Origin of the sequence: Janthinobacterium sp. BJB301, from assembly GCF_002735685.1 — a bacterium.
GTDB lineage: Bacteria > Pseudomonadota > Gammaproteobacteria > Burkholderiales > Burkholderiaceae_D > Janthinobacterium > Janthinobacterium lividum.
The window spans coordinates 160,804-181,246 of record NZ_PDZJ01000003.1 but is presented as its reverse complement, the minus strand read 5'-3'; the positions used below and the strand labels follow the sequence as shown (position 1 = coordinate 181,246).

At 64.5% G+C, this 20,443-nt stretch carries 18 protein-coding genes; 7 read left to right on the top strand and 11 right to left on the bottom strand.

From position 1 onward, the window contains the following. Positions 1-74: 74 nt before the first annotated feature. Positions 75-1,838 (bottom strand): FAD-dependent oxidoreductase, encoded by a 1,764-nt coding sequence (locus CSQ91_RS20110; RefSeq protein ID WP_070282653.1) that lies wholly within the window; start codon positions 1,836-1,838, stop codon positions 75-77. 252 nt (positions 1,839-2,090) lie between these two features. Between CSQ91_RS20110 and cysM the strand changes: the two genes are divergently transcribed. Continuing rightward, a complete protein-coding gene (cysM, locus tag CSQ91_RS20105; protein WP_034782030.1) occupies positions 2,091-2,993 on the top strand; it encodes a cysteine synthase CysM in 903 nt (300 codons plus the stop codon). 97 nt (positions 2,994-3,090) lie between these two features. Here cysM and CSQ91_RS20100 read toward each other — a convergent pair whose 3' ends face one another. The 5 genes from CSQ91_RS20100 to CSQ91_RS20080 all read right to left on the bottom strand — a co-directional run bounded on the left by CSQ91_RS20100 (position 3,091) and on the right by CSQ91_RS20080 (position 8,962). Then, positions 3,091-3,423 carry a hypothetical protein gene (locus CSQ91_RS20100; protein WP_034751784.1) on the bottom strand — a complete coding sequence of 111 codons (333 nt, stop codon included), beginning with the start codon at positions 3,421-3,423 and terminating at the stop codon, positions 3,091-3,093. Positions 3,424-3,862: 439 nt separating this feature from the next. Then, positions 3,863-5,041 (bottom strand): lytic murein transglycosylase B, encoded by a 1,179-nt coding sequence (gene mltB, locus CSQ91_RS20095; protein WP_099389415.1) that lies wholly within the window; start codon positions 5,039-5,041, stop codon positions 3,863-3,865. Beyond that, positions 5,032-7,053, bottom strand: coding sequence for a transglutaminase TgpA family protein (locus CSQ91_RS20090; protein WP_099389414.1), 2,022 nt, complete (start codon positions 7,051-7,053; stop codon positions 5,032-5,034). The genes mltB and CSQ91_RS20090 overlap by 10 nt, the downstream gene beginning before the upstream one ends. Further along, entirely contained in the window at positions 7,050-7,991 is a 942-nt protein-coding gene (locus tag CSQ91_RS20085; RefSeq protein WP_180278473.1) for a DUF58 domain-containing protein, read from the bottom strand. Before CSQ91_RS20085 ends, CSQ91_RS20090 begins: the two co-directional genes overlap by 4 nt. A gap of 62 nt (positions 7,992-8,053) precedes the next feature. Further along, positions 8,054-8,962, bottom strand: a complete 909-nt coding sequence (locus CSQ91_RS20080) for an AAA family ATPase (protein WP_070282660.1) — start codon at positions 8,960-8,962, stop codon at positions 8,054-8,056. Positions 8,963-9,181: 219 nt separating this feature from the next. On the opposite strand from CSQ91_RS20080, the gene CSQ91_RS20075 reads away from it, so the two are divergent. After that, positions 9,182-10,108 carry a histone deacetylase family protein gene (locus CSQ91_RS20075; protein ID WP_034782036.1) on the top strand — a complete coding sequence of 309 codons (927 nt, stop codon included), beginning with the start codon at positions 9,182-9,184 and terminating at the stop codon, positions 10,106-10,108. A 13-nt stretch (positions 10,109-10,121) separates the two neighbouring features. On the opposite strand, the gene CSQ91_RS20070 is transcribed toward CSQ91_RS20075, so the two are convergent. Beyond that, positions 10,122-10,448 (bottom strand): hypothetical protein, encoded by a 327-nt coding sequence (locus tag CSQ91_RS20070; RefSeq protein ID WP_099389412.1) that lies wholly within the window; start codon positions 10,446-10,448, stop codon positions 10,122-10,124. A gap of 155 nt (positions 10,449-10,603) precedes the next feature. Further along, complete coding sequence (locus CSQ91_RS20065) at positions 10,604-11,401, bottom strand: hypothetical protein (protein ID WP_099389411.1); 798 nt, start codon at positions 11,399-11,401, stop codon at positions 10,604-10,606. Positions 11,402-11,628: 227 nt separating this feature from the next. Between CSQ91_RS20065 and ylqF the strand changes: the two genes are divergently transcribed. Next, a complete protein-coding gene (ylqF, locus tag CSQ91_RS20060; protein ID WP_035825692.1) occupies positions 11,629-12,549 on the top strand; it encodes a ribosome biogenesis GTPase YlqF in 921 nt (306 codons plus the stop codon). Positions 12,550-12,618: 69 nt separating this feature from the next. Here the strand turns inward: ylqF and CSQ91_RS20055 are convergent, their stop codons facing one another. Continuing rightward, on the bottom strand, positions 12,619-13,422 hold the full coding sequence (locus CSQ91_RS20055; RefSeq protein WP_099389410.1) for a DODA-type extradiol aromatic ring-opening family dioxygenase: 804 nt from the start codon (positions 13,420-13,422) through the stop codon (positions 12,619-12,621). Between the two features lie 113 nt (positions 13,423-13,535). On the opposite strand from CSQ91_RS20055, the gene CSQ91_RS20050 reads away from it, so the two are divergent. Beyond that, positions 13,536-14,426, top strand: a complete 891-nt coding sequence (locus CSQ91_RS20050) for a LysR family transcriptional regulator (protein WP_099389409.1) — start codon at positions 13,536-13,538, stop codon at positions 14,424-14,426. Here the strand turns inward: CSQ91_RS20050 and CSQ91_RS20045 are convergent, their stop codons facing one another. Both CSQ91_RS20045 and CSQ91_RS20040 read right to left on the bottom strand, forming a co-directional pair. After that, positions 14,427-15,311: a hypothetical protein gene (locus CSQ91_RS20045; protein WP_099389408.1), complete on the bottom strand. Its 885-nt coding sequence runs from the start codon at positions 15,309-15,311 to the stop codon at positions 14,427-14,429. After that, positions 15,308-17,596 (bottom strand): M1 family metallopeptidase, encoded by a 2,289-nt coding sequence (locus tag CSQ91_RS20040; RefSeq protein WP_180278472.1) that lies wholly within the window; start codon positions 17,594-17,596, stop codon positions 15,308-15,310. Before CSQ91_RS20040 ends, CSQ91_RS20045 begins: the two co-directional genes overlap by 4 nt. A gap of 245 nt (positions 17,597-17,841) precedes the next feature. Here CSQ91_RS20040 and CSQ91_RS20035 point away from each other — a divergent pair, with 245 nt between their 5' ends. The 3 genes from CSQ91_RS20035 (at position 17,842) to CSQ91_RS20025 (ending at position 20,432) form a co-directional block, all read left to right on the top strand. Beyond that, positions 17,842-19,377 carry a TonB-dependent receptor domain-containing protein gene (locus CSQ91_RS20035; protein WP_099389407.1) on the top strand — a complete coding sequence of 512 codons (1,536 nt, stop codon included), beginning with the start codon at positions 17,842-17,844 and terminating at the stop codon, positions 19,375-19,377. Between the two features lie 146 nt (positions 19,378-19,523). Next, positions 19,524-20,195 carry a thiol:disulfide interchange protein DsbA/DsbL gene (locus CSQ91_RS20030; protein ID WP_034782052.1) on the top strand — a complete coding sequence of 224 codons (672 nt, stop codon included), beginning with the start codon at positions 19,524-19,526 and terminating at the stop codon, positions 20,193-20,195. Between the two features lie 12 nt (positions 20,196-20,207). Then, positions 20,208-20,432, top strand: coding sequence for a hypothetical protein (locus CSQ91_RS20025; protein WP_034782054.1), 225 nt, complete (start codon positions 20,208-20,210; stop codon positions 20,430-20,432). Positions 20,433-20,443 lie beyond the last annotated feature (11 nt).

Genomic DNA, 20,443 nt, shown 5'->3' with positions numbered 1-20,443 from the left:
GCGGTGTGGGGCATGCGGACTCTTTCAGCTGGATGGCAACAGCCGATTGTAGCAGTTTCTACAATGCACGATTTTCAGGCCGAGCCTGCCGGCAGCCGCGCCAGGAAGCCGTGAATCTGCGACACCACGGCCGCCCCTTCGCCGACGGCGGCGGCCACGCGCTTGGTCGAGCCGGCCCGCACGTCGCCGATGGCGAACACGCCCGGCACGCTCGTTTCCAGCGCGGCCCGGTCCGGCAAGTCGGGGGGATACACCACGTGGCCGTGGCCATGGGCGCGGCATTCGGCGCGCGTGACGTCGAAGCCCGTGCGGATGAAACCCTGCTCATCGACGGCCACGGCGCAGTCGTGCAGCCAGTCCGTGTTCGGATCGGCGCCGACGAAGAGAAACACGCGGCGCACGGCGCAATCGGCTTCCTCGCCCGTACGGTTGTTGCGCCAGCGCACCTCCGTCAAGCCATCGTCGTCGCCTTCGAGGGCGATGATTTCCGTGTGCGTATGCAGGGTGATGTTGGGCGTGGCGGCGATGCGCTCGATCAGGTAGCTCGACATGCTGGCCGCCAGCCCTTCGCCGCGGATCACCATGTGGACCTTGGCGGCGTGGCCGGAGAGAAACACGGCCGCCTGGCCGGCCGAATTGCCGCCGCCGACCAGGATGATCTCTTCCTGTCGGCACAGCTTGGCTTCGATGGGCGAGGCCCAGTAATACACGCCCCGTCCCTCATACGTTTTCAGGTTCGCCAGCGAGGGACGGCGGTAGCGCGCGCCGCAGGACAGCACCACCGTGCGGGCGCGCACCTGCGTGCCGTCGCACAGATTGACGCGCAGCGGCCAGGTGTCGCAGAGCAAGTTGGCGGCGCTGGCCGGAGTGGCGATCTCGACGCCGAATTTTTGCGCCTGTACGTAGGCGCGTCCTGCCAGTGCACGGCCGGAAATACCGGTGGGAAAGCCCAGGTAATTTTCGATGCGCGCGCTGGCGCCCGCCTGGCCGCCATACGCGCGCTGTTCCAACGCCAGCACGCTCAAGCCTTCGGATGCCGCATACACGGCCGTGGCCAGACCGGCAGGACCGGCGCCCACCACCAGCACGTCAAAAATTTTGTCGCCGGACAAATCGGGCAGCATGCCCAGGCAGCGTCCCAGTTCCGCATTGCCGGGATTCTTCATGATCTTGCCATCAGGACAGACCACCAGCGGCCATTCCTGCGGCGTGGGCTGGTAGCGCTCGGCCAGCGCGGCGGCGGCCGCATCGGTGGCCGGGTCGAGTACTGTGTGCGGATGGCCATTGCTCGATAAAAAGCTTTGCAGATGGAACAGATTGCCATTGCCGCGCGGTCCCACCAGCACGGGGCCGCCCGAATTGGACTCGATCAGCGCCACGCGGCGCAGGATCAGGGCGCGCACGATGCGTTCGCCCATCTCCGCCTCGGCCACGATCAGCGCGCGCAAGGATTCCGAACTGATGTCGAGCAATTCCACCGCGCCCACGGCGCTGCCGTTGACGAGGGTAGGGCGGCCGGACAATTGCGCCACCTCGGCAATGAAGTGGCCGACACCCACTTCGCGCAGCTGCGACGCCTGCCCCAGCACCTCGTGGCGCTTGATGCTGACCCGCCCCGACAGTATCACCAGCATGCCGAAACTGCTGCTGCCCGCCTCGAACAGCGTATCGCCATCGGCAAAGTGCTGCCGCGTGCCATAGCGCTGCAAGCGCTGCAGTTCGGGCGCATTGAAGACGGGCGAGATCTGGTGGCTGCGGCCCTGCAAGTCGAGCGTGGCGAACTGGACGGGATCGTCCTGCGTCGTTTCGGGAATGAATTCGGGTGTGCTGCTGGCCATGGCGAGTCCGTTCGAAGACTGAATAAGCAAATAACAAAAATAACTAACAGTGACGAGTCTAGCGCATGCGGCGCGCGCCTGCCGCAATATCCCTGGCGCACGCCCGAAAATGGCGGCGCGGCAGGCGTCATGCGGCATGTGGCGGCGCAGCCGGACGCGCCCGCGGGCCCGGATGCCGGCGCCGATGAGCGATACACCGTCCAGCATCTCATATTAGAATGGGTCTTTGTTGAATCCACTCAAACAGACACGATGGCTTACAAGACACTTGAAGATACGATAGGCAATACCCCGCTGGTGCAGCTGACGCGCTTGCCGGGTGCCGATGCGCTTGCGCGCAACAACGTCATCCTTGGCAAGCTGGAGGGTAATAATCCGGCCGGCTCCGTAAAGGACCGCGCTGCCATGTCCATGCTCAAGCGCGCCGAAGAGCGCGGCGTCATCAAGCCGGGCGATACCCTGATCGAGGCGACCAGCGGCAATACGGGCATCGCACTGGCCATGGCCGCCGCCTTGCGCGGCTACAAGATGCTATTGCTGATGCCGGATAACCTCAGCGTGGAGCGCCGCCAGAGCATGGCGGCCTACGGCGCCGATATTTTATTGACGCCGAGGACGGGCGGCATGGAATATGCGCGCGACCTGGCCGAGCAGATGCAGAAGGATGGCCGCGGCGTGATCCTCGACCAGTTCGCCAACGAAGACAATTCGCGCGCCCACTATGAAAGCACGGGACCGGAAATCTGGCGCGACACGGAAGGCCGGATCACGCACTTCGTCAGCGCCATGGGCACGACGGGCACCATCATGGGCGTGTCGCGCTATTTGAAAGAGCAGAATCCCGCCATCCAGATCATCGGCGCCCAGCCCGAGGAAGGTTCGCAGATCCCCGGCATCCGCAAGTGGCCGGAAGCGTACTTGCCGAAAATCTACGACAAGTCGCGCGTCGACCAGGTGGAATACGTGAGCCAGGGCGTGGCCGAGCGCATGGCGCGCAGCCTGGCCGCGGAAGAGGGCTTGTTCTGCGGCATCTCGGCAGCCGGCGCCTGCGAAATCGCGCTGCGCATCTCGCAAACGGTGGAAAACGCGACGATCGTGTTTGTCGTCTGCGACCGTGGCGACCGCTATCTGTCCACAGGTGTTTTCCCTGCGTAATGGTGTAATTGAATTGATATCGGCCAGAACGGCCTGAGAACTGCTGGAAATACCCCCTCCCCATGGCGGGGAGGGAAAACCTGCGAAACTGGCAGGATCAGCCTTGTGGCGTTTCGCCTTCTTTTGGCTTGAATTGCTTGTCGCTGATGCGGAATTTGTTGCGGCGGTCACCCATCAGGTAACGCAGGTCGCGGATGCTCAGGTCGCTGACTTCGTGCATGCGGATCAGCAGCGATGCGCCGACCGGCAGGCGGTGGTGGCGGATTTTGCTGATGACTGGTGGCGCTACTTCCAGCGCGCGGGACAGGGCTGCATCGTTTTTCAGGCGCAGGTTTTCGATCAGGGTATCGAGCAATCTGTTTGGGTTGTATTGAAGCAGATCGTCGGAGTCCGAATCGCTGTTCATATCAATGCCGACTTGGTTTGTCATGATGTTATTGTTCCTTCTGTAGTTGCACTGCAAAGTAAAAAACACTCGGAGCTCGCTCTTGCTGCGTTCATGTTCATTCTTTACTAAAAGGAACGAATTCACACACGGTACGATCCGGGATACAGTTTTTCATGATATATACACAATTGTACAACAGGATTCAATTTCAGGCGGGAAAGCCCGATAATCTTGCCTGGTACAGAATCGGTGTTGTCTAGCTGCAACACCTATTTATTCTTTATTATGCTCTATGATAGAACAAAAATTGTACTTTGACAAAAGTTAAGTATAAAACCATTTCCGTATTCCGTGCCGCACAAAGGCTGGCGAGCAAGGCTGGCACATGTTATCGGCCCTTACCATAGACCTGTTTTCTGGTCGCTTCAATATCGCTTACGCTTTCTTACAAGTAATATTATAACTTTACACTGACTTTCGGTTAGCGTGCGCGCACTTGACTGATGGCCTTGCCCAAGTCAATCACTGACATGGCATAAAAATAACTTCTGTTGTACTGAGTTATAGCAAAGAAGTTATTGGTTGCCAAGTGATACTCAGTTGCTTCTGAACCATTTTGCAAGTCGATCAAGCCAAACAACATGTTCTGGGGCGTGGACGGGGCGGCACTCACGCCAGCTTCCTGCAATTCCGCCAGCCGGTACTTCGCCTGCAAGCCTTGGCCGATGAACTTTTCCCACGCGCGGCTGGCCGAAACGGCGACGGGATAGGTGCTGATGGCCGGATCGTCGCGCCGCCAGCCGTGTTCGACGAGGAAATGCGCAACGCTGCCGATGGCGTCGGCCGTCGAATTGCGCAGGTCGATGTGACTATCGCCATCGAAGTCCACCGCATATTTCATGATGCTGCTAGGCATGAACTGGGGCAGGCCGATGGCGCCCGCATACGAGCCGAGCAGGGTCAAGGGATCGATGCCATCCTTGCGCGCGTACAGCAGCGCGTTTTCCAGTTCTCCCTTGAAAAACTCCATGCGCGCGGCCCGCGTCGGGCTTTCCGGATAGGAAAACGCCAGGGTGGTCAGCGCGTCGAGCACGCGGAAGCGGCCCGTATTGCGGCCGTACACGGTTTCCACGCCGATGATGCCGACGATGATCTCGGCCGGCACGCCATATTCGCGTTCGGCGCGCGCCAGTGCTTCCGCGTTCTCTTCCCAGAATTTCACGCCCGCATTGATGCGCACCGGCTCGATGAAGCGGGCGCTGTACGCTTGCCAGTTCTTTGGCTTGCCCGGCGGGGCTGGCTTCATCAGTTGCACGGTCGACTCAACATAGCGCACCTTGCCGATCAGGGTATCGAGTTCGGCGCGGTCAAAGCCGTGCTTGGCGGACATGTCGTCGAGGAAGGCGCGTACTTCTTTCCAATTGGCATAGTCGACAAATTCGCCTTCGAAGTCGAATTTCGCCGGTGCTTTCTTCGCCGCCGGCTTGCCAGCCACCTTTTTGACGGGCTGGGCCTTGGCTGCGCGCATGGCACGGGCGCGGTCGGCAGCGGAAATGTTGCTGTTTTCGCCAGCATGCGCGGTGGACAGGCACAGGGGAAGGGAGAGGAGCAGGGACAGGGCGGAGGTTTTGATCGGTAACAAGGAGCGTCTCATCGGCATTGGGTTAACAGGCGGCGCAAGCTGCGCCGCGCGCGGAGTTGTTCGTCTGGGTTGGCATTACCATACTTCATCGCGGCATAGATTGCCAGAAACTGTGCGATGGCGGCGTGCGCCTCTTGTGTGGCCTTGCCCGCCGCCAGCCGGGCAGCATAACCGTGCGGGCCTTCATGCGGCGCACGGCTGTAGCCGCGCCGCGCCTGCTGGCGGCAAAATTGCGCGTACAGGATGTCGAGCGGATCGCCTTGCCGGGCTTGCCGCCACCAGACCAGTACGCCCGCCACGGCGCACAGCAGGGCCAATACGGCACAAGCGAGTGCCAGCTTTTTCGCTGGCACGTTTTTCAAGCCATTGAGGATGGCGCGCTGGCGTTGCGGCGAGGTGTCGAGCACCCAGCTGCTCCAGGCGTGCTCGGCTTGCTGCCATTGCTGGCGCCACGCGGCAAGTGCCCCGTGCGCGCCGCCATCGAGCCCTGCCAGGGCGCGCCATGCCGTCAGTGGCGACGGGGCCGGCGGCAGGGCGGCATCAAGGTTGCGCTCCGTGCGCAGGGGCGCGACGGCGCTGGTGGGATCGATGCGCACCCAGCCCCGGCCCGCCAGCCACACTTCGCTCCAGGCATGGGCGTCTGACTGGCGCACGCTCAAGCTGTTGCCTGTCCCGTTGCGCAGGCCGCCCTGGTAGCCCGTGACGACGCGCGCGGGTATGCCCATGGCACGCATCAGCACGACAAAGCTGCTGGCGTAATGTTCGCAAAAGCCCGCCTGCGTGGTGAACAGGAAGTCATCGACGCCATGCTTGCCCAGCAGCGGTGGCTGCAAGGTGTAGCGGAAGGGCGCACGGCGGAAGTGCTGCAACACGGCGGCGATGGCGTCGGCGGGCGCCAGCGCCTGCGCGCCATGGCCGCGCAATGCGCGGGCCCAGGCCACGCTGCGCGGATTGCTGCCAGCAGGCAAGGCCAGCCATGGCTGTTGCTGCGCGACCGACAAGCCTGCCTGCAGCCGGTAGCTGGGCTGGGAACTGGCGCGGTAACGCACGGTCGAAGTAATGGGTTGTACGGTCAGCACTTCCAGCGCGGACGACACGACATACGGATTGCCGGGCAAGCGTTCAATGCTGCGCGGCACGTCGAGCGCGAAGATGCGCCGCTGGCCGCTCGCTTGCAACGTCACTTCGTACTGGCTGGGCTGGCCTTCCAGCGCGATGTCTATCCGGCTGTCGCCGGCAGGCGTGCGCCGGCCGGCGCCCCTGCGCGTCCAGGTGGCGCCATCGTAGTCGCCCAGCACCACGCCGCGCCAATACAGCTGGTCCTGTGGCGGGATAGCTGTGCTGAAATCGGCAGTAAAGACGGGTTCGCTTGACAGGGCCAGCGAGGCGATGGCGCCCGGCTGCATGCTGTCGGACAAGCCCGTGCGCGCTTGCGCGCCTTCTTGTGCCGTCCCCCACAGGGGGCCGTCGATGCGTGGCACGGCAAGAAACATCACGGCCGACAGGGGAATGGCCAGCGCCAGCATGCGTCCCAGCAAGCCCAGCCTTTGCGCCAGGCGCGGCTGCATGGCGCCGTACTGGGCCGACAGCAGGCAGGCCAGCAAGACGATGACGGTGGCCAGCATCCAGGCGGCGCTGAGGATGCCTTGCGCATGAAAGAAGTTTGCCAGCAGGAGGAAAAAACCGAGGAAGACAAAGACGAAGATGTCGCGCCGGCCATGCATTTCCAGCGATTTCAAGGCCAACAGCAGGACCAGCATGGCCACGCCCGCATCGCGTCCCAGCAGCGTGCCATAGCTGGCGTAGACGGCGGCGATGCCCAGCAAAGCCAGCGGCGCGAGCATGGCCAGCTGCGGCTGGCGCCGGCCCCGCACGGTGATGACGGCGCGCCACAGCAGCGGCGCGGCAGCGGCGGCCGACAGCCACGGGGGCAGGTGCAGCGCGTGCGGCGCCAGCACCATGGCGGCGGCCAGCAACAGCAGCAGAATGTCGGCCTTGTCACGCGGCAAGTTGGCCAGCCATTGCCTCATGCCATGGCCTCATCCTGTGGCAAATCGTGCGGCATATCATGCAGGGCCAGCGCGCGCAGGCAGGCGTCGCGCTGGCTGGCGCCCAAGGCAGGCGCCAGAGTCAGCGTGCCCAGGCGCAAACCATACGGCAAGCCCGTGCGTTCCGCCTGCAACACCCAGGCGGCCAGGCGCGACAGGCGCGCTTCCGGCGTCAGCGCATGCAGGGCGGCATGATCGAACACGATGCTGCCACGGGCTGCGCCCATCTGTGCGTCGGCGGCAGGCTGGAATTGCTTGCTGAATAAATGCTCGCCGTCATGCCGGGCGATCTGGCGCCAGGCCAGGCGGTGCAAGGGATCGCCGGGCTGGTAGGCGTGTACGCCCGCCAGTTCCAGGGCGCCGCCGGACGAGCGTGATTGTTGTGTTTGCTGCGCCTGTTGCACCGTGCCGGCCGGCAAGGGCAGCGGCGGCGCGTTCTGCTCGGGCTGCGGATATACGAGCAAGCGCGCTTCGGGTTGCCAATGGCACCAGGCAATAAACAGGCCCAGCGGGAAACTGCCGGACAGGCGCATGGAGGGCGCATCGAGCCAGCCGCGTTGCCGCGCCGCCACGACGATGCTGACGGCCGTTTCCCCGTGGGCGGCGATATCTGCCTGGCCGGGCGCTGCAGTGGAATTGATCACGGCCAGCCGGATCGCATGGCGCGGGCGCGTGCTGCGGTTGATCAGGCGCAAGGTGAACATGGCCTGGCTGCCCGCGAACACGGGCTCGCCCGGCATGGCGGCCAGCGCCAGGCCCGCCAGGTTGCGGCTGGCAAACAGCATGTCGGCGATGGCGCAGGCGGCCGCGAAATACGTCAGCGCGTAGCCCAGGCCCAGATGGTAATTGACGGCGGCGATCCACAGCGCCAGCAGCAGCGCGGCAAAGGCCAGGCCCGCGCGCGAGGGACGGATGTGCACGCGCTGCGCGCCCAGCCAGGGGCGCGCCGGCAACCATCGGATATCGCGCAGGCGCACGGCTGTCAGACGGGTGTCGCCAGCAGCAATTGCTGCAGCAGGCTGCGGCTGTCCGTGGACCCTTGCGCGGCATGCAGGCGGTGGGCGCAGACGGGAATGAGTACGGCTTGCACATCGTCGGGCGTGACGTGGTCGCGTCCGGCCAAGGCGGCCCAGGCGCGTGCCGCCTGCAGCAAGGCCAGCGCGGCGCGCGGGCTCAGGCCATCGGCAAACACGCCCGGCGCACGGGTGGCATGCACGAGGGCCAGCACGTAGTCGACGACGGCAGGCGAGGCGTGGATGGCGCGCAGGTTCGCTTGCGCCTGCAGCAATTCTTCCGCGTTCATCACGGCCGGCAAGGTTTGCAGCATGGCGCGGCGGTCGGCGCCCAGCAGCAGTTCCCGTTCGGCGGCCGCATCGGGGTAGCCCAGGGTGACGCACATGAGAAAACGGTCGAGCTGCGACTCGGGCAGGGGGAAGGTGCCCAGCTGGTGCGCGCAGTTCTGCGTGGCGATGACGAAAAACGGCTGCGGCAGGGCGCGCGTGACGCCATCGAGACTCACTTGCCGCTCTTCCATCGCTTCGAGCAAGCCCGATTGCGTCTTCGGCGTGGCGCGGTTGATCTCGTCGGCCAGCAGCACCTGGGTAAACAGGGGGCCAGGGTGGAAGATGAAACTGCCACTGCCCCGGTCATACACGCTCATGCCGGCCACGTCGGCAGGCAACAGGTCGCTGGTAAATTGCTGGCGCTTCCATTGCAGGCCCAGCGAGATGGCCAGCGCGTGGGCGAGGGTCGTCTTGCCCACGCCGGGCACGTCTTCGATCAGCAGGTGGCCGCCTGCCAGCACGCAGGCGAGGGTCTGGCGGATCTGCAAGTGTTTGCCGACGAGAACTTCGCCGATCTGCCGTGCGGCCTGGTGTATTTTCGAAAACATGCTATTTCTATCACAGTAAGACGGATTATTTAATTTACAATCGCTTTGGCCAGGTCAAGCCGTGCCGCCCGCCCGTGCCGCGCACGTGGTAGATTAGTACAGCGGCGGCACAGACCAGCCAGTGATTTTATGCGAGAACGCGCAGGGCGAACAGGAATGCCATGCAGTGTTCCAGTATGCACAGAGAATGGACAGAGACAGAGGTAACCAGTACAGCGCATGAGCACAGCCATTTATACCCATCCCGATTGCCAGCGCCATGAAATGGGCGACTGGCATCCCGAATCGCCGGCCCGCTTGCAGGCCATCAACGATCAATTGATCCTGGCGCATATCAGCGACCTGGTCGAGCACCGCGACGGCGTGCGCGCGCAATTGTCCGATATCGAGCGCAACCACAGCGCCACGGCCATCGGCCTCGTGCGCGACAACGTGCCGCCGGCGGGCGACTATTACCCGCTCGATGGCGACACCCTGCTCAACGCGCACAGCTACGACGCGGCGCTGGCGGCAGCTGGCTCGGCCGTGGCAGCCACCGATGCCGTCATCGACGGCGAGATCAGCAACGCCTTTTGCGCGATCCGCCCGCCTGGTCACCATGCGCGTCCCAGCGAACCCATGGGTTTTTGCCTGTTCAATAATATCGCCATCGCCGCCAAGCATGCGCTCGACGTGCGCGGGCTGGAACGGGTCGCCATCGTCGACTTCGATGTGCACCATGGCAATGGCACGGCCGAGTCCGTGGCGCACGACCCGCGCATCCTGATGGTCAGCTTTTTCCAGCACCCGTTCTATCCGTACAGCGACGTGGAATCGTATACGGACACGCGCGTCAACGTGCCCGTGCCGGCCCGCTCGAAAGGCGATGCCGTGCGCCAGCTGGTACTCGACCATTGGCTGCCCGCGCTGCACCGGCAGCAACCGCAGATGATTTTCATTTCCGCCGGTTTCGATGCCCACCGCGAAGACGACGTGGGCGGCATGGGCCTGGTGGAGGCCGACTACACGTGGATGACGCAGCAAATGATGGCCGTGGCCAGGCAGTATGGCAAGGGCCGCATCGTCAGCTGCCTGGAAGGGGGCTACAACCTGTCGTCCCTGGGCCGCAGCGTGGCCGCGCACGTGAAGGCGCTGGCGGAGCTGTAAGGGTGCGGGGTTACTACAGCAAGGTGGGCCGGCTGCGGGAATTCGTGTGGCGGTGCGTCTGGTAGTCGAGCGCGTCGCCAGCCATGAAGCGGCGCCAGGCTTGCGTGTAGACGAGCGATGATTTATCCGCGTCGAAGCTGTCGAGCTGCGACATGTCGCGGTGGTGCTTGATTTCATTGACCAGCTGGTCATACAGCACTTGCAAGCCATAGCTGTCGGCGCTCTGGCGCTTCAACCGTTCTTCCAGCTGCGCCACTTGTCCCTGCAATTGCCGGCATTCTTTCTTCCAGTCATTGCGCGGCACGCGCTTGGGCGCCGTGCCCGTGTGTTCCATCATCATATCGAACTATCCCCATCGCATATTTCCCTGGCGGGAGCCAGCCTGGAAATAATTGCTTTTCATTTAAGAGGCGATATTAGAGCATACTTTTTTGTTTCTTTCAGTAAATATAAAAATCCATGTGGAAATAATTGACCTAGATTTCCGGGCACGCCTTACTGGCGCTGCGCCGCCTGCAAGGGCGCAGCCGGGGCGGCTCCGGCCATTTTGCCATCGTCGGCGTAGGTCAGGGTCAGCAGGGTATTGTCGTCCCAGTTCACGTCATGCAGCGGCGGCACATAGCGCTGCCGGTCTTCCGTGACGCGGATGTCCAGCGTGCGTTCGCCCGAGCGCGCCTGCACGGCAAGCAGCTTGCGGGCCACGGGAAACGGCACGTGGATCAGCGACGAGTGGCACGGTCCGCCCGCCAGGCGGAACAGGTTGCGCCGGACAAAGGACAGCTCATCCTGCTCGACGGCCCAGCGGATTTCACATTCCAGGCGCAGGTCGCCCAGGCGGCGCACATTCTGTGGCAGGCCCGGCGTGTGGATGTCGGCGCGCCAGCGCAAGGTGTCGCGCTTCTTGTTGCTGACCAAATCGGCATTCGCATCGTAGGCGGTCTTGTCGCGCGACAAGGTGAAGCCGCCGTCCGCTGCCAGCGGCACGGGGATCGACAGGTTATCGGCCGACAGGTGCAGGGTCACGCCATCGAGCCTGGCCTGGGGCGTGGCGGGAATCAGCATGAAGCGCAGCGGCGCGCCCGGCGCCAGGCGCTGGTGATCGGCATACGCGTCGAGCCCCTTGAGCATGGTGCGGTAGGGACGCAGGTCGGGATCGCGCGTGCTTTGCACGTCGACGATCTGCTGCATTTCTTGGTTCGCCGCGTCGCCTGGTGCCGCCGGTTTTTCCTGGGCCATGGCAGGCAGCAGGCAGGCGTAAAGGGAGGCGAGGAGGCAAAAGCGGGAAAAGTGCATGGAATGCGTGTCAGGTTAAGCGTGCGATGGGGAACCGGCCAGGCTGGACGGACTGCGAATCTTATCATTCATGTAACTGCCAAATTATCACCAATTGTCTCGTTCGTGTCGCACGGCTGGCGCTGGCGGCGGAAAATGGGACGTCGTGGCGGCAACCACGTAAAATAGCGGATTGACCGAACGATTTTGAAAGCAAGAGCATGGCGATACAATGGTACCCAGGACACATGAACGCGGCCCGCAAGAAAGCGGCCGAGACCATGGAAAACACCGATCTGGTGATTGAAGTGGTGGACGCGCGCCTGCCGGCAGCCAGCTGCAATCCCATGGTGGATGAGCTGCGCCTGTTCCGCCAGCGCCCTTGCCTGAAAATCCTCAACAAGACCGACCTGGCCGATCCTGCCGCCACTGCCGCCTGGGTAGCCTATTTCAATGCCCAGGAAGGCGTGACCGCATATGCGATGACGACCAAGAAGCCGGGTGATGTGGCGCGCATTCCGGACCTGGCCAAATCGCTGGCGCCGCACCGCGGCGTGCCGACGAAGCCGCTGCGCATCATGATCATGGGCATCCCCAACGTGGGCAAGTCGACCCTGATGAACGCGCTGCTGAAAAAGCGCGTGGCCAAGGTGGGCGACGAGCCGGCCGTCACCAAGATGCAGCAAAAGCTGTATCTGGACAAGAACACCATTCTCGTCGACACGCCCGGCATGCTGTGGCCAAAGATCGCCATCCCCAGCGACGGCCTGATGCTGGCCGCCAGCCATGCGATCGGCTCGAACGCGCTGATCGAAGAAGAAGTGGCCGTATTCCTGGCCGAGGAATTGCTCAAGCGCTACCCGGACTTGCTGGCAACCCGCTATGGCACCAAGGTCGATGAAGTCGACGCCATCGGCGTGGTCGAAGGCATCGCCGCCAAGCGCGGTTTCCGCATCAAGGGCGGCGACTACGATTTCGAGAAAGCGTCGCACACCCTGCTGCTCGACTACCGCAGCGGCATCCTGGGACGCATTTCGCTGGAAACGCCGGACACGCGTGCGGCCCTGCTGGCCCAGCACGCGGCCGAGATGGCGGAAAAAGCGGCCAAGGCAGCGGAGATCGCTGCCGAGAAGGCGAAGAATGCGGCGCGCGGCAAGCGCGGCACGTAAGTTACCGCTTCACCATGAAAAAAGCGCCGCGACAGCAATGTCGCGGCGCTTTTTTCATGCGCTATCCGATTATCCGAATTTGAAACTGGTCACCGCCAGCGCCCCAAAGAAATCCTCCTCGTGGTACACCACCTGCGCCGCTTCCTGCTCGGCCGCGCCCAGCGCCACCATCAGCGGCAGCAGATGGTCTTCCTGCGGATGGGCCTGGCGCGCGCCCGGCGCCTGGTCCCAGGCCAGCAATTGCTCCAGCCTTTGTTCTGGCGGCAAGGCCATGGCCTGTCGCAGCCAGGCGTCGAACTGGTGCGAGGCGACGGCGCCCGCCTGGCCGAACTGGCGCAGGTTATGGTAAGACAGGCCGCTGCCGAGTATCAGCACGCCTTGCCGGCGCAGGCTGGCCAGCGCGCGGCCCACTTCGACGTGCGCGAGCGGGTCGTAGCCGTGTTTCAGCGACAGCTGCACCAGCGGCATGTCGGCCTGCGGGTAGATGGGGAACAGGGCGCTGAAGGTGCCGTGGTCGAAACCCCGCTCGTGGTCGAGGCGCGCCGGATGGCCAGCCGCGTCGAGCAACTGTTTGACTTGCGCCGCCAGTTCCGGCGCGCCGGGCGCCGGGTACTGGATCTGGTACGTATGCGGCGGAAAGCCCGAATAATCGTAGATCATGCCCGGCCGTGGGCTGGCCGAGACGAGAAATTGCGGCCCTTCCCAGTGTGCCGTGACCACCAGCACGGCTGTCGGCCGCGCGCCGATCTGACGCGGAATATCCTGCAACGATGCTTCCAGCACGTCGTAGCGGCCGCCGAACTGGTCTTTCATGAACGGCCACGGGCCGCCGCCGTGCGACAGGAAATACGTGGGGAAAGTGTGCTCTTGCATGGCGGCTCCTGGGGGAGTGGCTAACGATGGGACCATGATAGTCATGCGCAGTCAGTTGATCAAGATCGCTATTATTGATATATCATTTCCAATTTGTTGACGATTGGATGGGTATGGATACCTTGCGCAGCATGCGCGTGTTTCGCGCCGTGGTGGAGCTCGACAGTTTTGTGCGCGCCAGCGAGCGCCTGGACCTGTCGCCGGCCATGGTCAGCAAGCACGTGATGCACCTGGAGCGCCACCTGGGCGCGCGCCTGCTGAACCGCAGCAGCCGCCACCTGAGCCTGACGGAAATCGGCAAGGTGTATTTTGAACAGTGCCGCGACATGCTCGACAATCTCGACGAGGTGGAAGCGATGGTCGGCCGCACGACGGTGGTGCCGCGCGGCATGCTGCGCCTGAGCGCCCCCGTCTGGTTCGCCAACGCCATCTTTACGCGCACCCTGGCCGCTTACCGCGAACGTTTTCCGGAAGTCACGTTCGACATCGATTTGAGCGGAAGAGTGGTCAACCTGGTGGAAGAAGGTTTCGACCTGGCCCTGCGCGTGAGCCAGGCTCCATCGCCGGCCCTGATCGCGCGGCCCATCGGCAGCATCGAATTCCACCTGGTGGCCGCGCCCGCCTACCTGGCGCGCGCGGGCCACCCGCACCTGCCGCAGGACCTGGCGCGGCACGCCATGATCAGCTATTCCTTGTTGGCGAACGGCAATGAGCTGGCCTTCGACGGGGTACAGGGGCGCGAGACGGTGAAGTTCTCGCCCGTCCTGCAATGCAATAACGAAAGCCTGCTGCACGCGGCCGCGCTCGACGGCATGGGCATCGCCCTGCTGCCGTCGTGGCAGACGGATGCGGACCTGGCGGCGGGGCGGCTGGTGCGCCTCTTCGATGATTTCAAGCTGGCGGGCGGCAGCGTGTATGCCGTCTACACGAGCCGCCGCTACCTGTCGTCGAAGGTGCGCACCTTCATCGACTTTCTCGCCGATGAAGGGCGCCTGGGGAGTTGATTACGCGAGCGAGCGCTTGACGTCGATCAGCGCGAACAGGCGGGCGCTGCGCATCCACGCCAGCACCAGCGCCGCCAGCTGCGTCACCAAGAAGCCGGCCACGATGGCGAGTGGGCCAGGCGCGGCCAGGTTCAGGCGCGCCACGCCCAGCAGCGCATACAGCGCCAGTCCCAGCACGGTGATGACGAGGTAGATGGCCAGGCTGGCCAGCGGACGCCGGCGCAGCATGCCGAGGCCCCGCCACCATGCCTTGACGGCCGAGGTGCGGCGACGGTCGACGGCCAAGGCCGCGCGGCCGGCGTCGAGCGTGGCGCAGGCCAGCAGGAACAGCAAACCCGTGAGCAGCAAGGCCAGGTGGCGGGCCAGGTCCGCATCGGCTTCCAGGATGGCTTTCGCCGCGTGCTTGTCGGCCAGTTTCAGCGCGCCGGCGCCGATCGTTAGCGCCAGGCCCAGCGGCACGATGCTCCACAGCAGCATGCGCAGCATGCGGCCGTATTCGCTGAAGGCGCCCGTCAGCAGGGGACCGAAGCCGGGTGGCGCAGGCGCGCGCGCGGCCGTCACCACCAAGCCGCTCAGCAGCGGCGACAGCAGCAAGGCCAGCACGATGCCCGTGATGGCGGCCTGGCTGATGGCGGCGCCGTTGCGTCCCGCATTGGCCACCAGGTCGGCCAGGGTCATCAGGTCGAGCTTGTGCGCCAGGGCCGCCGCATGCACTGCGTTATCGAGGCTGGCGCTCAAGGTGCGCCAGAGGGGAATGACGGCAAGGATGGCGGGGATCAGCAGCAGGCCGGCCCACAGCAGCAGCAAGCGCCATTGCAGGGCGGCGCGGCTGGCGCGCGTGGTCAGGGTCAGGCCGCTGGCCCGTGTCGTGGAAGTGGCGCTCATACGATGGCAATCAGGGAAAGGAGGTATTGGAAAGCGGCCGCAAGGTCGAAGCTCCAGCGCTGCGAGGCGGATTTGTCTGCCTTCAGGGTGCGGCTCTCATCGAGCTTGTTGACGTCGAGATAGTGCACGCGGTCGGGGTCCAGTTCGGCCGAGACGGCCTTCACGGGCTTGCTCCAGGTGTAGCGTTGCCACAACTGCTCGTTATCCCACACCACGCGTTCGGAGCTGCCGTCGGCGAACTTCACCAGCAGCACCTGCGGCACGGGCGCGCCGCGGCGGCGCAGGACCACGCTGGTCAGGTAGGGATACGGTCCCGTGCCCGGCTTGGCGTCCGGATGCGCCTTGTCCCACGCATCGCGTACCTTTTTTTCCTCTTTTTCCAGCGCTTCGGCCGTATGCTCCACGCGTTTGCCGTTCACCAGCGCCATGCCCGCCAGCGGCGTCTGCTCTTCGCTGGTGAAGGTGCCGATGCGGTCGTCGATATTCGCGCTGGCATAGACTTGCTGCGCGAAGACCTGTTCCACGATGCGCCGCTGGCCCGTCGCCTCGGCCAGCGTTTCGCGCAGGTCGGCCACGCTCGGGTGGCGGAATTTCCACTGTTCGTAGTAGGCCTTGAAGCCCCGTTCCATGGCTTCGCTGCCGATGCGCGCTTCCAGGTCGCGCATGGTGATGGCCGTGCGGCTGTAGACGGGCCCCACGCCCTGCAGGCGGTCCCACGCGTTCTGGCCCAGCGGATCTGCCGCATCCTGGCGCGGCGCGGCCATGCGCTCGAATTCGAAGACCTTGAAAACGGGATCGAAGCCCAGGCGCTTGAGCAGGGGCGTGGTGGCGTGGATGTGCTGGCCGCGCGCGCGCAGCATGCGCTGGTCCCAGTACTCGTTCAAGCCTTCGTCGAGAAGGGGTTCCTCGAACTCGTTCGACGCCAGGATGCCGTAGAAATAGCCATGGCCGAATTCATGGATGGTGACGAAATCGAGGCCGAATTCGGGTATGGTCTTCGGCTGCAGGTTGGCGTAGCTCGAGGCCGTGATGAAGGTCGGATATTCCATGCCGCCCGCTTCGGCCGCATTGAACGGCGGGATCACCACCGTCAGGGTCTTGTACGGATACGGGCCCAGGGTGCGCGAGAAATACGTGAGCGCATCCTTGGCCGCCTGCAGCGCCGGCGCCGCGTTCGATGCGTATTCGGGCGGGTACAGCACCTTGATGGCCACCGGCGGACTGCCGGGGCCGCTCCAGCTGCCCGTCAACGGCTGCGCGCTGCGCTTGTCGGCCGTCCAGGCGAAATCGTGCACGTCGCCCTGCACATAGTGATGCGTGAGCATGCCGTTCTTTTCCTGCGGCGCGCCTTGCAGCTCGCCCGTGGCGCCCACCGTGTACTCCTTGGGCACGGTCAGCTTCACGTCATAGTTGCCGAAATCGGCGTAGAACTCCGAATTGAGGTGGAATTCATGCGCATTCCAGCGCGGCGCGGTGGCGCCCCGTTCGCCGGGCAATTCCAGCACCGCGATCTTGGGGAACCACTGGCCCACCAGGTGGAAGCTGCCGAAATAGCCGGTGCGCGCGATGACGCGCGGCAGCTGGTCGAAGAAGCGGATGTCGAGCGTCGTCTCGGCGCCCGGCGCGACGGCCTGCGGCAAGTCGACGCGCACCACGGTGCGGTCGGTGGCCGGGCCGTTGTCGGGCTGGACGAAATGCCAGGGCGCCTTGGCGCCGTTCTGCGTCATGCTGCGCAGTTCGATGTAGCCCCACTCGCCGTCGCGCGTGTCGACGCCCGAGCGGAAGCCCGTATCGAGCTTGCGCTTCTCGGTGAAGAAGGTCGAATGCTCGCCTTCGAACGCGTTCAGGTACAGGTGCAGGTAGACGCTGCTGACGGCTTGTGCGCTGCGGTTGCGCCAGCGTAGTTTCTGCTGGCCGTCGATGGTGTGCTTGACGGGATCGAGCGTCGCTTCGATCTGGTAATCGACCACGCGCTCCGACAGGGTCGCTTGCGCGCCCGTGCGCGCACCGCCCCAGGCGTTGCTGGCGCTGGGCGTGCTGACGGCGGAAGCGTGCGGCGAAGCCAGGGCGATGCCGTCGGCGGACGGCGCCAGTGGCGTGGGTGCGCTGGCCGGCTTGCCTTGGCCCGGCTGGGCGAACAGGTCGGCCTGCAGGGCCAGGCCGGCCAGCAGCAGGGCGGCGATGGAGAGGGCTTTGAGCTTGCCCGAGATGGGGAAAAAACCAATGCTGCGGCGCGTGCCGCGGGGACTTGGCGGCCCCTGGCGCGTTGTGCTACGACTTTCCATGCGTGACTCCCACAGTGACTTCTTATTGTTGATTTTCAAATGCAGTCGGCTGCGCCCAGGATCGCCGGGCGCAGCTTAATATACCTACAAAAATGCCAAATCACCAATAAAATATTGGCATAAGGAAAGTACCATCGGGCCGGCGCTTGCGGCGCCGCGCGCCGTGCGTATAATGATTCGCTTTTGCCATCCCCCCGTCCCACCAGCGTGCGTCCGCGCCGCGATGACGCCTCAAGCCTGCCGCCATGATGCCTGCCCCTCCCGTCCTGACCATTGCCGCGCGCGCCTTGCTGCTGTGCGCCCTGGCCATGCCGGCGTGCGCGCAGGATGGCGTGGATGGCGGCGCGGCCGGCGTCACGCATGGCGACTTGTCCGCCGAGCTGGCGCAGGGCGGCCAGCACAGCGTGCGCGGCGCCTTGTCGCGCGAGCAGGGCGGCATGATGCTCGATGTGGCCATGGACGGACTGCGCAATGGCAATTACCGCGATGGCAGCGTGTTTCACCAGCGCGGCTTCAATGGCGGCGCGGAATGGAAGGTGCGGCAGGGCCGCTTCGGCTTCAGCGCCGACCAGCTGAACCAGGACACCAGCTATCCCGCGCCCGAGGCGCCGTTCCTGGCCATGCTGGCGGCCCGCCCGGAAGACCTGTACCGCTATGAAGTGCGGCGCGCCAGCGCCTTCGTGCAGCGCTATGTGGGCAGTTTCGAGCTGGGCGTGGAACTGTCGCAGCGGGAAAAGCGTGCCACTGCCCACTATGCGGGCGAGGAGGGCAGCAGCGAATCGAGATACAGCAGCCGCCGCCGGCAGCTGGCGCCGCGCCTGCGCCATTACGGCAAGGTGGGCGGCGTGGGCACGGATACGGAAGTGGGCCTGGACCTGATGCAGTGGCAGCGGCGCTCGGGCAGCGATGGCGATGGGCAGCGCCGCCAGTATTCGCGCGCGCTGCTGCTGCGCGAGGATCTGGCCTTCGGCGGCCTGTATACGCCGCGCCTGTTGCTGGGACTGCGGCATGAACAGTTCCAGCTCGATCCTGCCGACATGCCCGCCGGCGGCAGCGACTGGGAAAACCAGAATGCCTGGGACGTGCAGGGCAGCCTGCAATTGCGCCCGCAGCTGAGCGTGTACGCCAAGGCCGCGCGCAGCTACCGCATCGACGACGATGGCTATACCCGTGCCGGCTACCGCCCCCTGGCGGGACAGCTGCGGCGCGAGATGGAAGTGGGCGCCACCTTCGGCGACGCGGCGCGCAGCGCTTCCGTGCGCGTGTTCAGCGAGCGCCTGAGCAACCAGATCGTTTTCGACCAGAGCCTGGGCCAGCTGGGCTTTGCGGGCAACCTCGACCCCTCGCGCCGCGACGGCATCGCCATCGAGGCCAGCATGGCGCTGGCGCGCGACTGGCGCCTCGACGGGCAACTGCGGCAAGTGCATGCGCGCTACGACGATTACGCCTATGACGGCCCGGATATCGCCCTCGTGCCGAAAACCCTGGCCAGCCTGCGCCTGTACTGGACGGGACAGGCCGGCGCCAGTGCCGACATGGGCGTGCAATGGCTGCGCGCGCTGCGCTACGGTCCCGATTTCGCCAACAGCTGCCTGGCGCAAGTGCCTGCGTTTGCCACCGTGGACGGGCGCTATGTGCGCAAGCTGGGCACCTGGGAGCTAGAACTGGCCGGCAGCAACCTGGCCAACCGCCGCCATTACGGCGATGCGCCAGGCTGCCGTTCCAGCATTTATCTCAAGGATGCGCGCCAGCTGCGCGTGTCGGCGCGCTACCATTTTTGAGGCGCGGGCGCGGCGGGGCTTAAATGCGGCTTAAGCGGGCGCAAACCGGAGTGATAAAGACGGTTTTTTTCCGCCCGGGCTTCATCGCCCGGCGCAAAAAGTGGTAATCTCGCCCCGTTCACGACCATTTATGATGAAGGATTATTATGCGTTTTCTGCGTTTCTTGCGTCCCCTGCTTGCCGCCGTCACCCTGGTGGCGGCCACCGGCGGCGCCATGGCGGCCGATACCGGCTTTACCACGCTCCCGACGCCAGTGCGCACGGACACGGGCAAGAAGGTGGAAGTTGTCGAGTACTTCATGTATTCCTGCCCGCATTGCTACGCGCTCGATCCGCTGATGCACGACTGGGTCAAGAAGCAGGGCGACAAGATCGCCTTCCGCCGCATCCACCTGGCCTTCAATGGCCCGAAGGATCCGCAGGCGCACGCCTATGCCACCCTGGAAGCGATGGGCCAGCTGGACCAGTTCCACGACAAGATCTTCCGCGCCATCCACGTCGAGCGCAACCGCCTGAACCGCGATGACGCCATCCTCGACCTGCTGGTCAAGAATGGCATCGACAAGGCGAAATACCTGGACATGTTCAATTCCTTCGGCGTGCAGACCAAGCTGAAACGCAATGAACAGCTGATCACTGCCAGCAAGATCGACAGCGCGCCGACCATCGTCATCGATGGCCGCTTCGTGACGTCGCCGGCGCAGCTGTCGCGTCCGGGGCAGTCCGAGCCGCAGACCCAGACAGCGACCCTGCGCGTGATGGATGAACTGGTGGCGCGCGTGCTGAAAGAGCGCGCCCCGGCGCCAGCGAAGAAGTAAGCGGAGCGCATCATGAAACAGCTGCCCTGGACCTTGTGCGCACTGGCTCTTGCCCTCGTGGCGTGGCTGGCGATTGCCGTCGTCAGCGTGGAAAACCAGCGCAATGCGCTGGTCACCAAGGCGTGCGTGGACCCCGCGTTCAAGAACGAGGTCGACGCGAAATGCCTGGCGTCCGTGCAGTCGCGCGAGCACTGGTGGCAGCACTTGACTTACGCCATGACGCACTTCAGGAACTGAAGGTGTTTGCA

Excerpts from the sequence above, each read along its gene's own strand:
- CSQ91_RS20040 (WP_180278472.1), bottom strand. The coding sequence starts at position 17,596 with ATGGAAAGTCGTAGCACAACGCGCCAGGGGCCGCCAAGTCCCCGCGGC.
- CSQ91_RS20050 (WP_099389409.1), top strand. The coding sequence starts at position 13,536 with ATGGATACCTTGCGCAGCATGCGCGTGTTTCGCGCCGTGGTGGAGCTC.
- CSQ91_RS20030 (WP_034782052.1), top strand. The coding sequence starts at position 19,524 with ATGCGTTTTCTGCGTTTCTTGCGTCCCCTGCTTGCCGCCGTCACCCTG.
- CSQ91_RS20070 (WP_099389412.1), bottom strand. The coding sequence starts at position 10,448 with ATGATGATGGAACACACGGGCACGGCGCCCAAGCGCGTGCCGCGCAAT.
- CSQ91_RS20065 (WP_099389411.1), bottom strand. The coding sequence starts at position 11,401 with ATGCACTTTTCCCGCTTTTGCCTCCTCGCCTCCCTTTACGCCTGCCTG.
- CSQ91_RS20025 (WP_034782054.1), top strand. The coding sequence starts at position 20,208 with ATGAAACAGCTGCCCTGGACCTTGTGCGCACTGGCTCTTGCCCTCGTG.
- CSQ91_RS20075 (WP_034782036.1), top strand. The coding sequence starts at position 9,182 with ATGAGCACAGCCATTTATACCCATCCCGATTGCCAGCGCCATGAAATG.
- cysM (WP_034782030.1), top strand. The coding sequence starts at position 2,091 with ATGGCTTACAAGACACTTGAAGATACGATAGGCAATACCCCGCTGGTG.
- CSQ91_RS20090 (WP_099389414.1), bottom strand. The coding sequence starts at position 7,053 with ATGAGGCAATGGCTGGCCAACTTGCCGCGTGACAAGGCCGACATTCTG.
- CSQ91_RS20035 (WP_099389407.1), top strand. The coding sequence starts at position 17,842 with ATGATGCCTGCCCCTCCCGTCCTGACCATTGCCGCGCGCGCCTTGCTG.
- CSQ91_RS20110 (WP_070282653.1), bottom strand. The coding sequence starts at position 1,838 with ATGGCCAGCAGCACACCCGAATTCATTCCCGAAACGACGCAGGACGAT.
- CSQ91_RS20055 (WP_099389410.1), bottom strand. The coding sequence starts at position 13,422 with ATGCAAGAGCACACTTTCCCCACGTATTTCCTGTCGCACGGCGGCGGC.
- mltB (WP_099389415.1), bottom strand. The coding sequence starts at position 5,041 with ATGCCGATGAGACGCTCCTTGTTACCGATCAAAACCTCCGCCCTGTCC.
- ylqF (WP_035825692.1), top strand. The coding sequence starts at position 11,629 with ATGAACGCGGCCCGCAAGAAAGCGGCCGAGACCATGGAAAACACCGAT.
- CSQ91_RS20100 (WP_034751784.1), bottom strand. The coding sequence starts at position 3,423 with ATGACAAACCAAGTCGGCATTGATATGAACAGCGATTCGGACTCCGAC.
- CSQ91_RS20080 (WP_070282660.1), bottom strand. The coding sequence starts at position 8,962 with ATGTTTTCGAAAATACACCAGGCCGCACGGCAGATCGGCGAAGTTCTC.
- CSQ91_RS20045 (WP_099389408.1), bottom strand. The coding sequence starts at position 15,311 with ATGAGCGCCACTTCCACGACACGGGCCAGCGGCCTGACCCTGACCACG.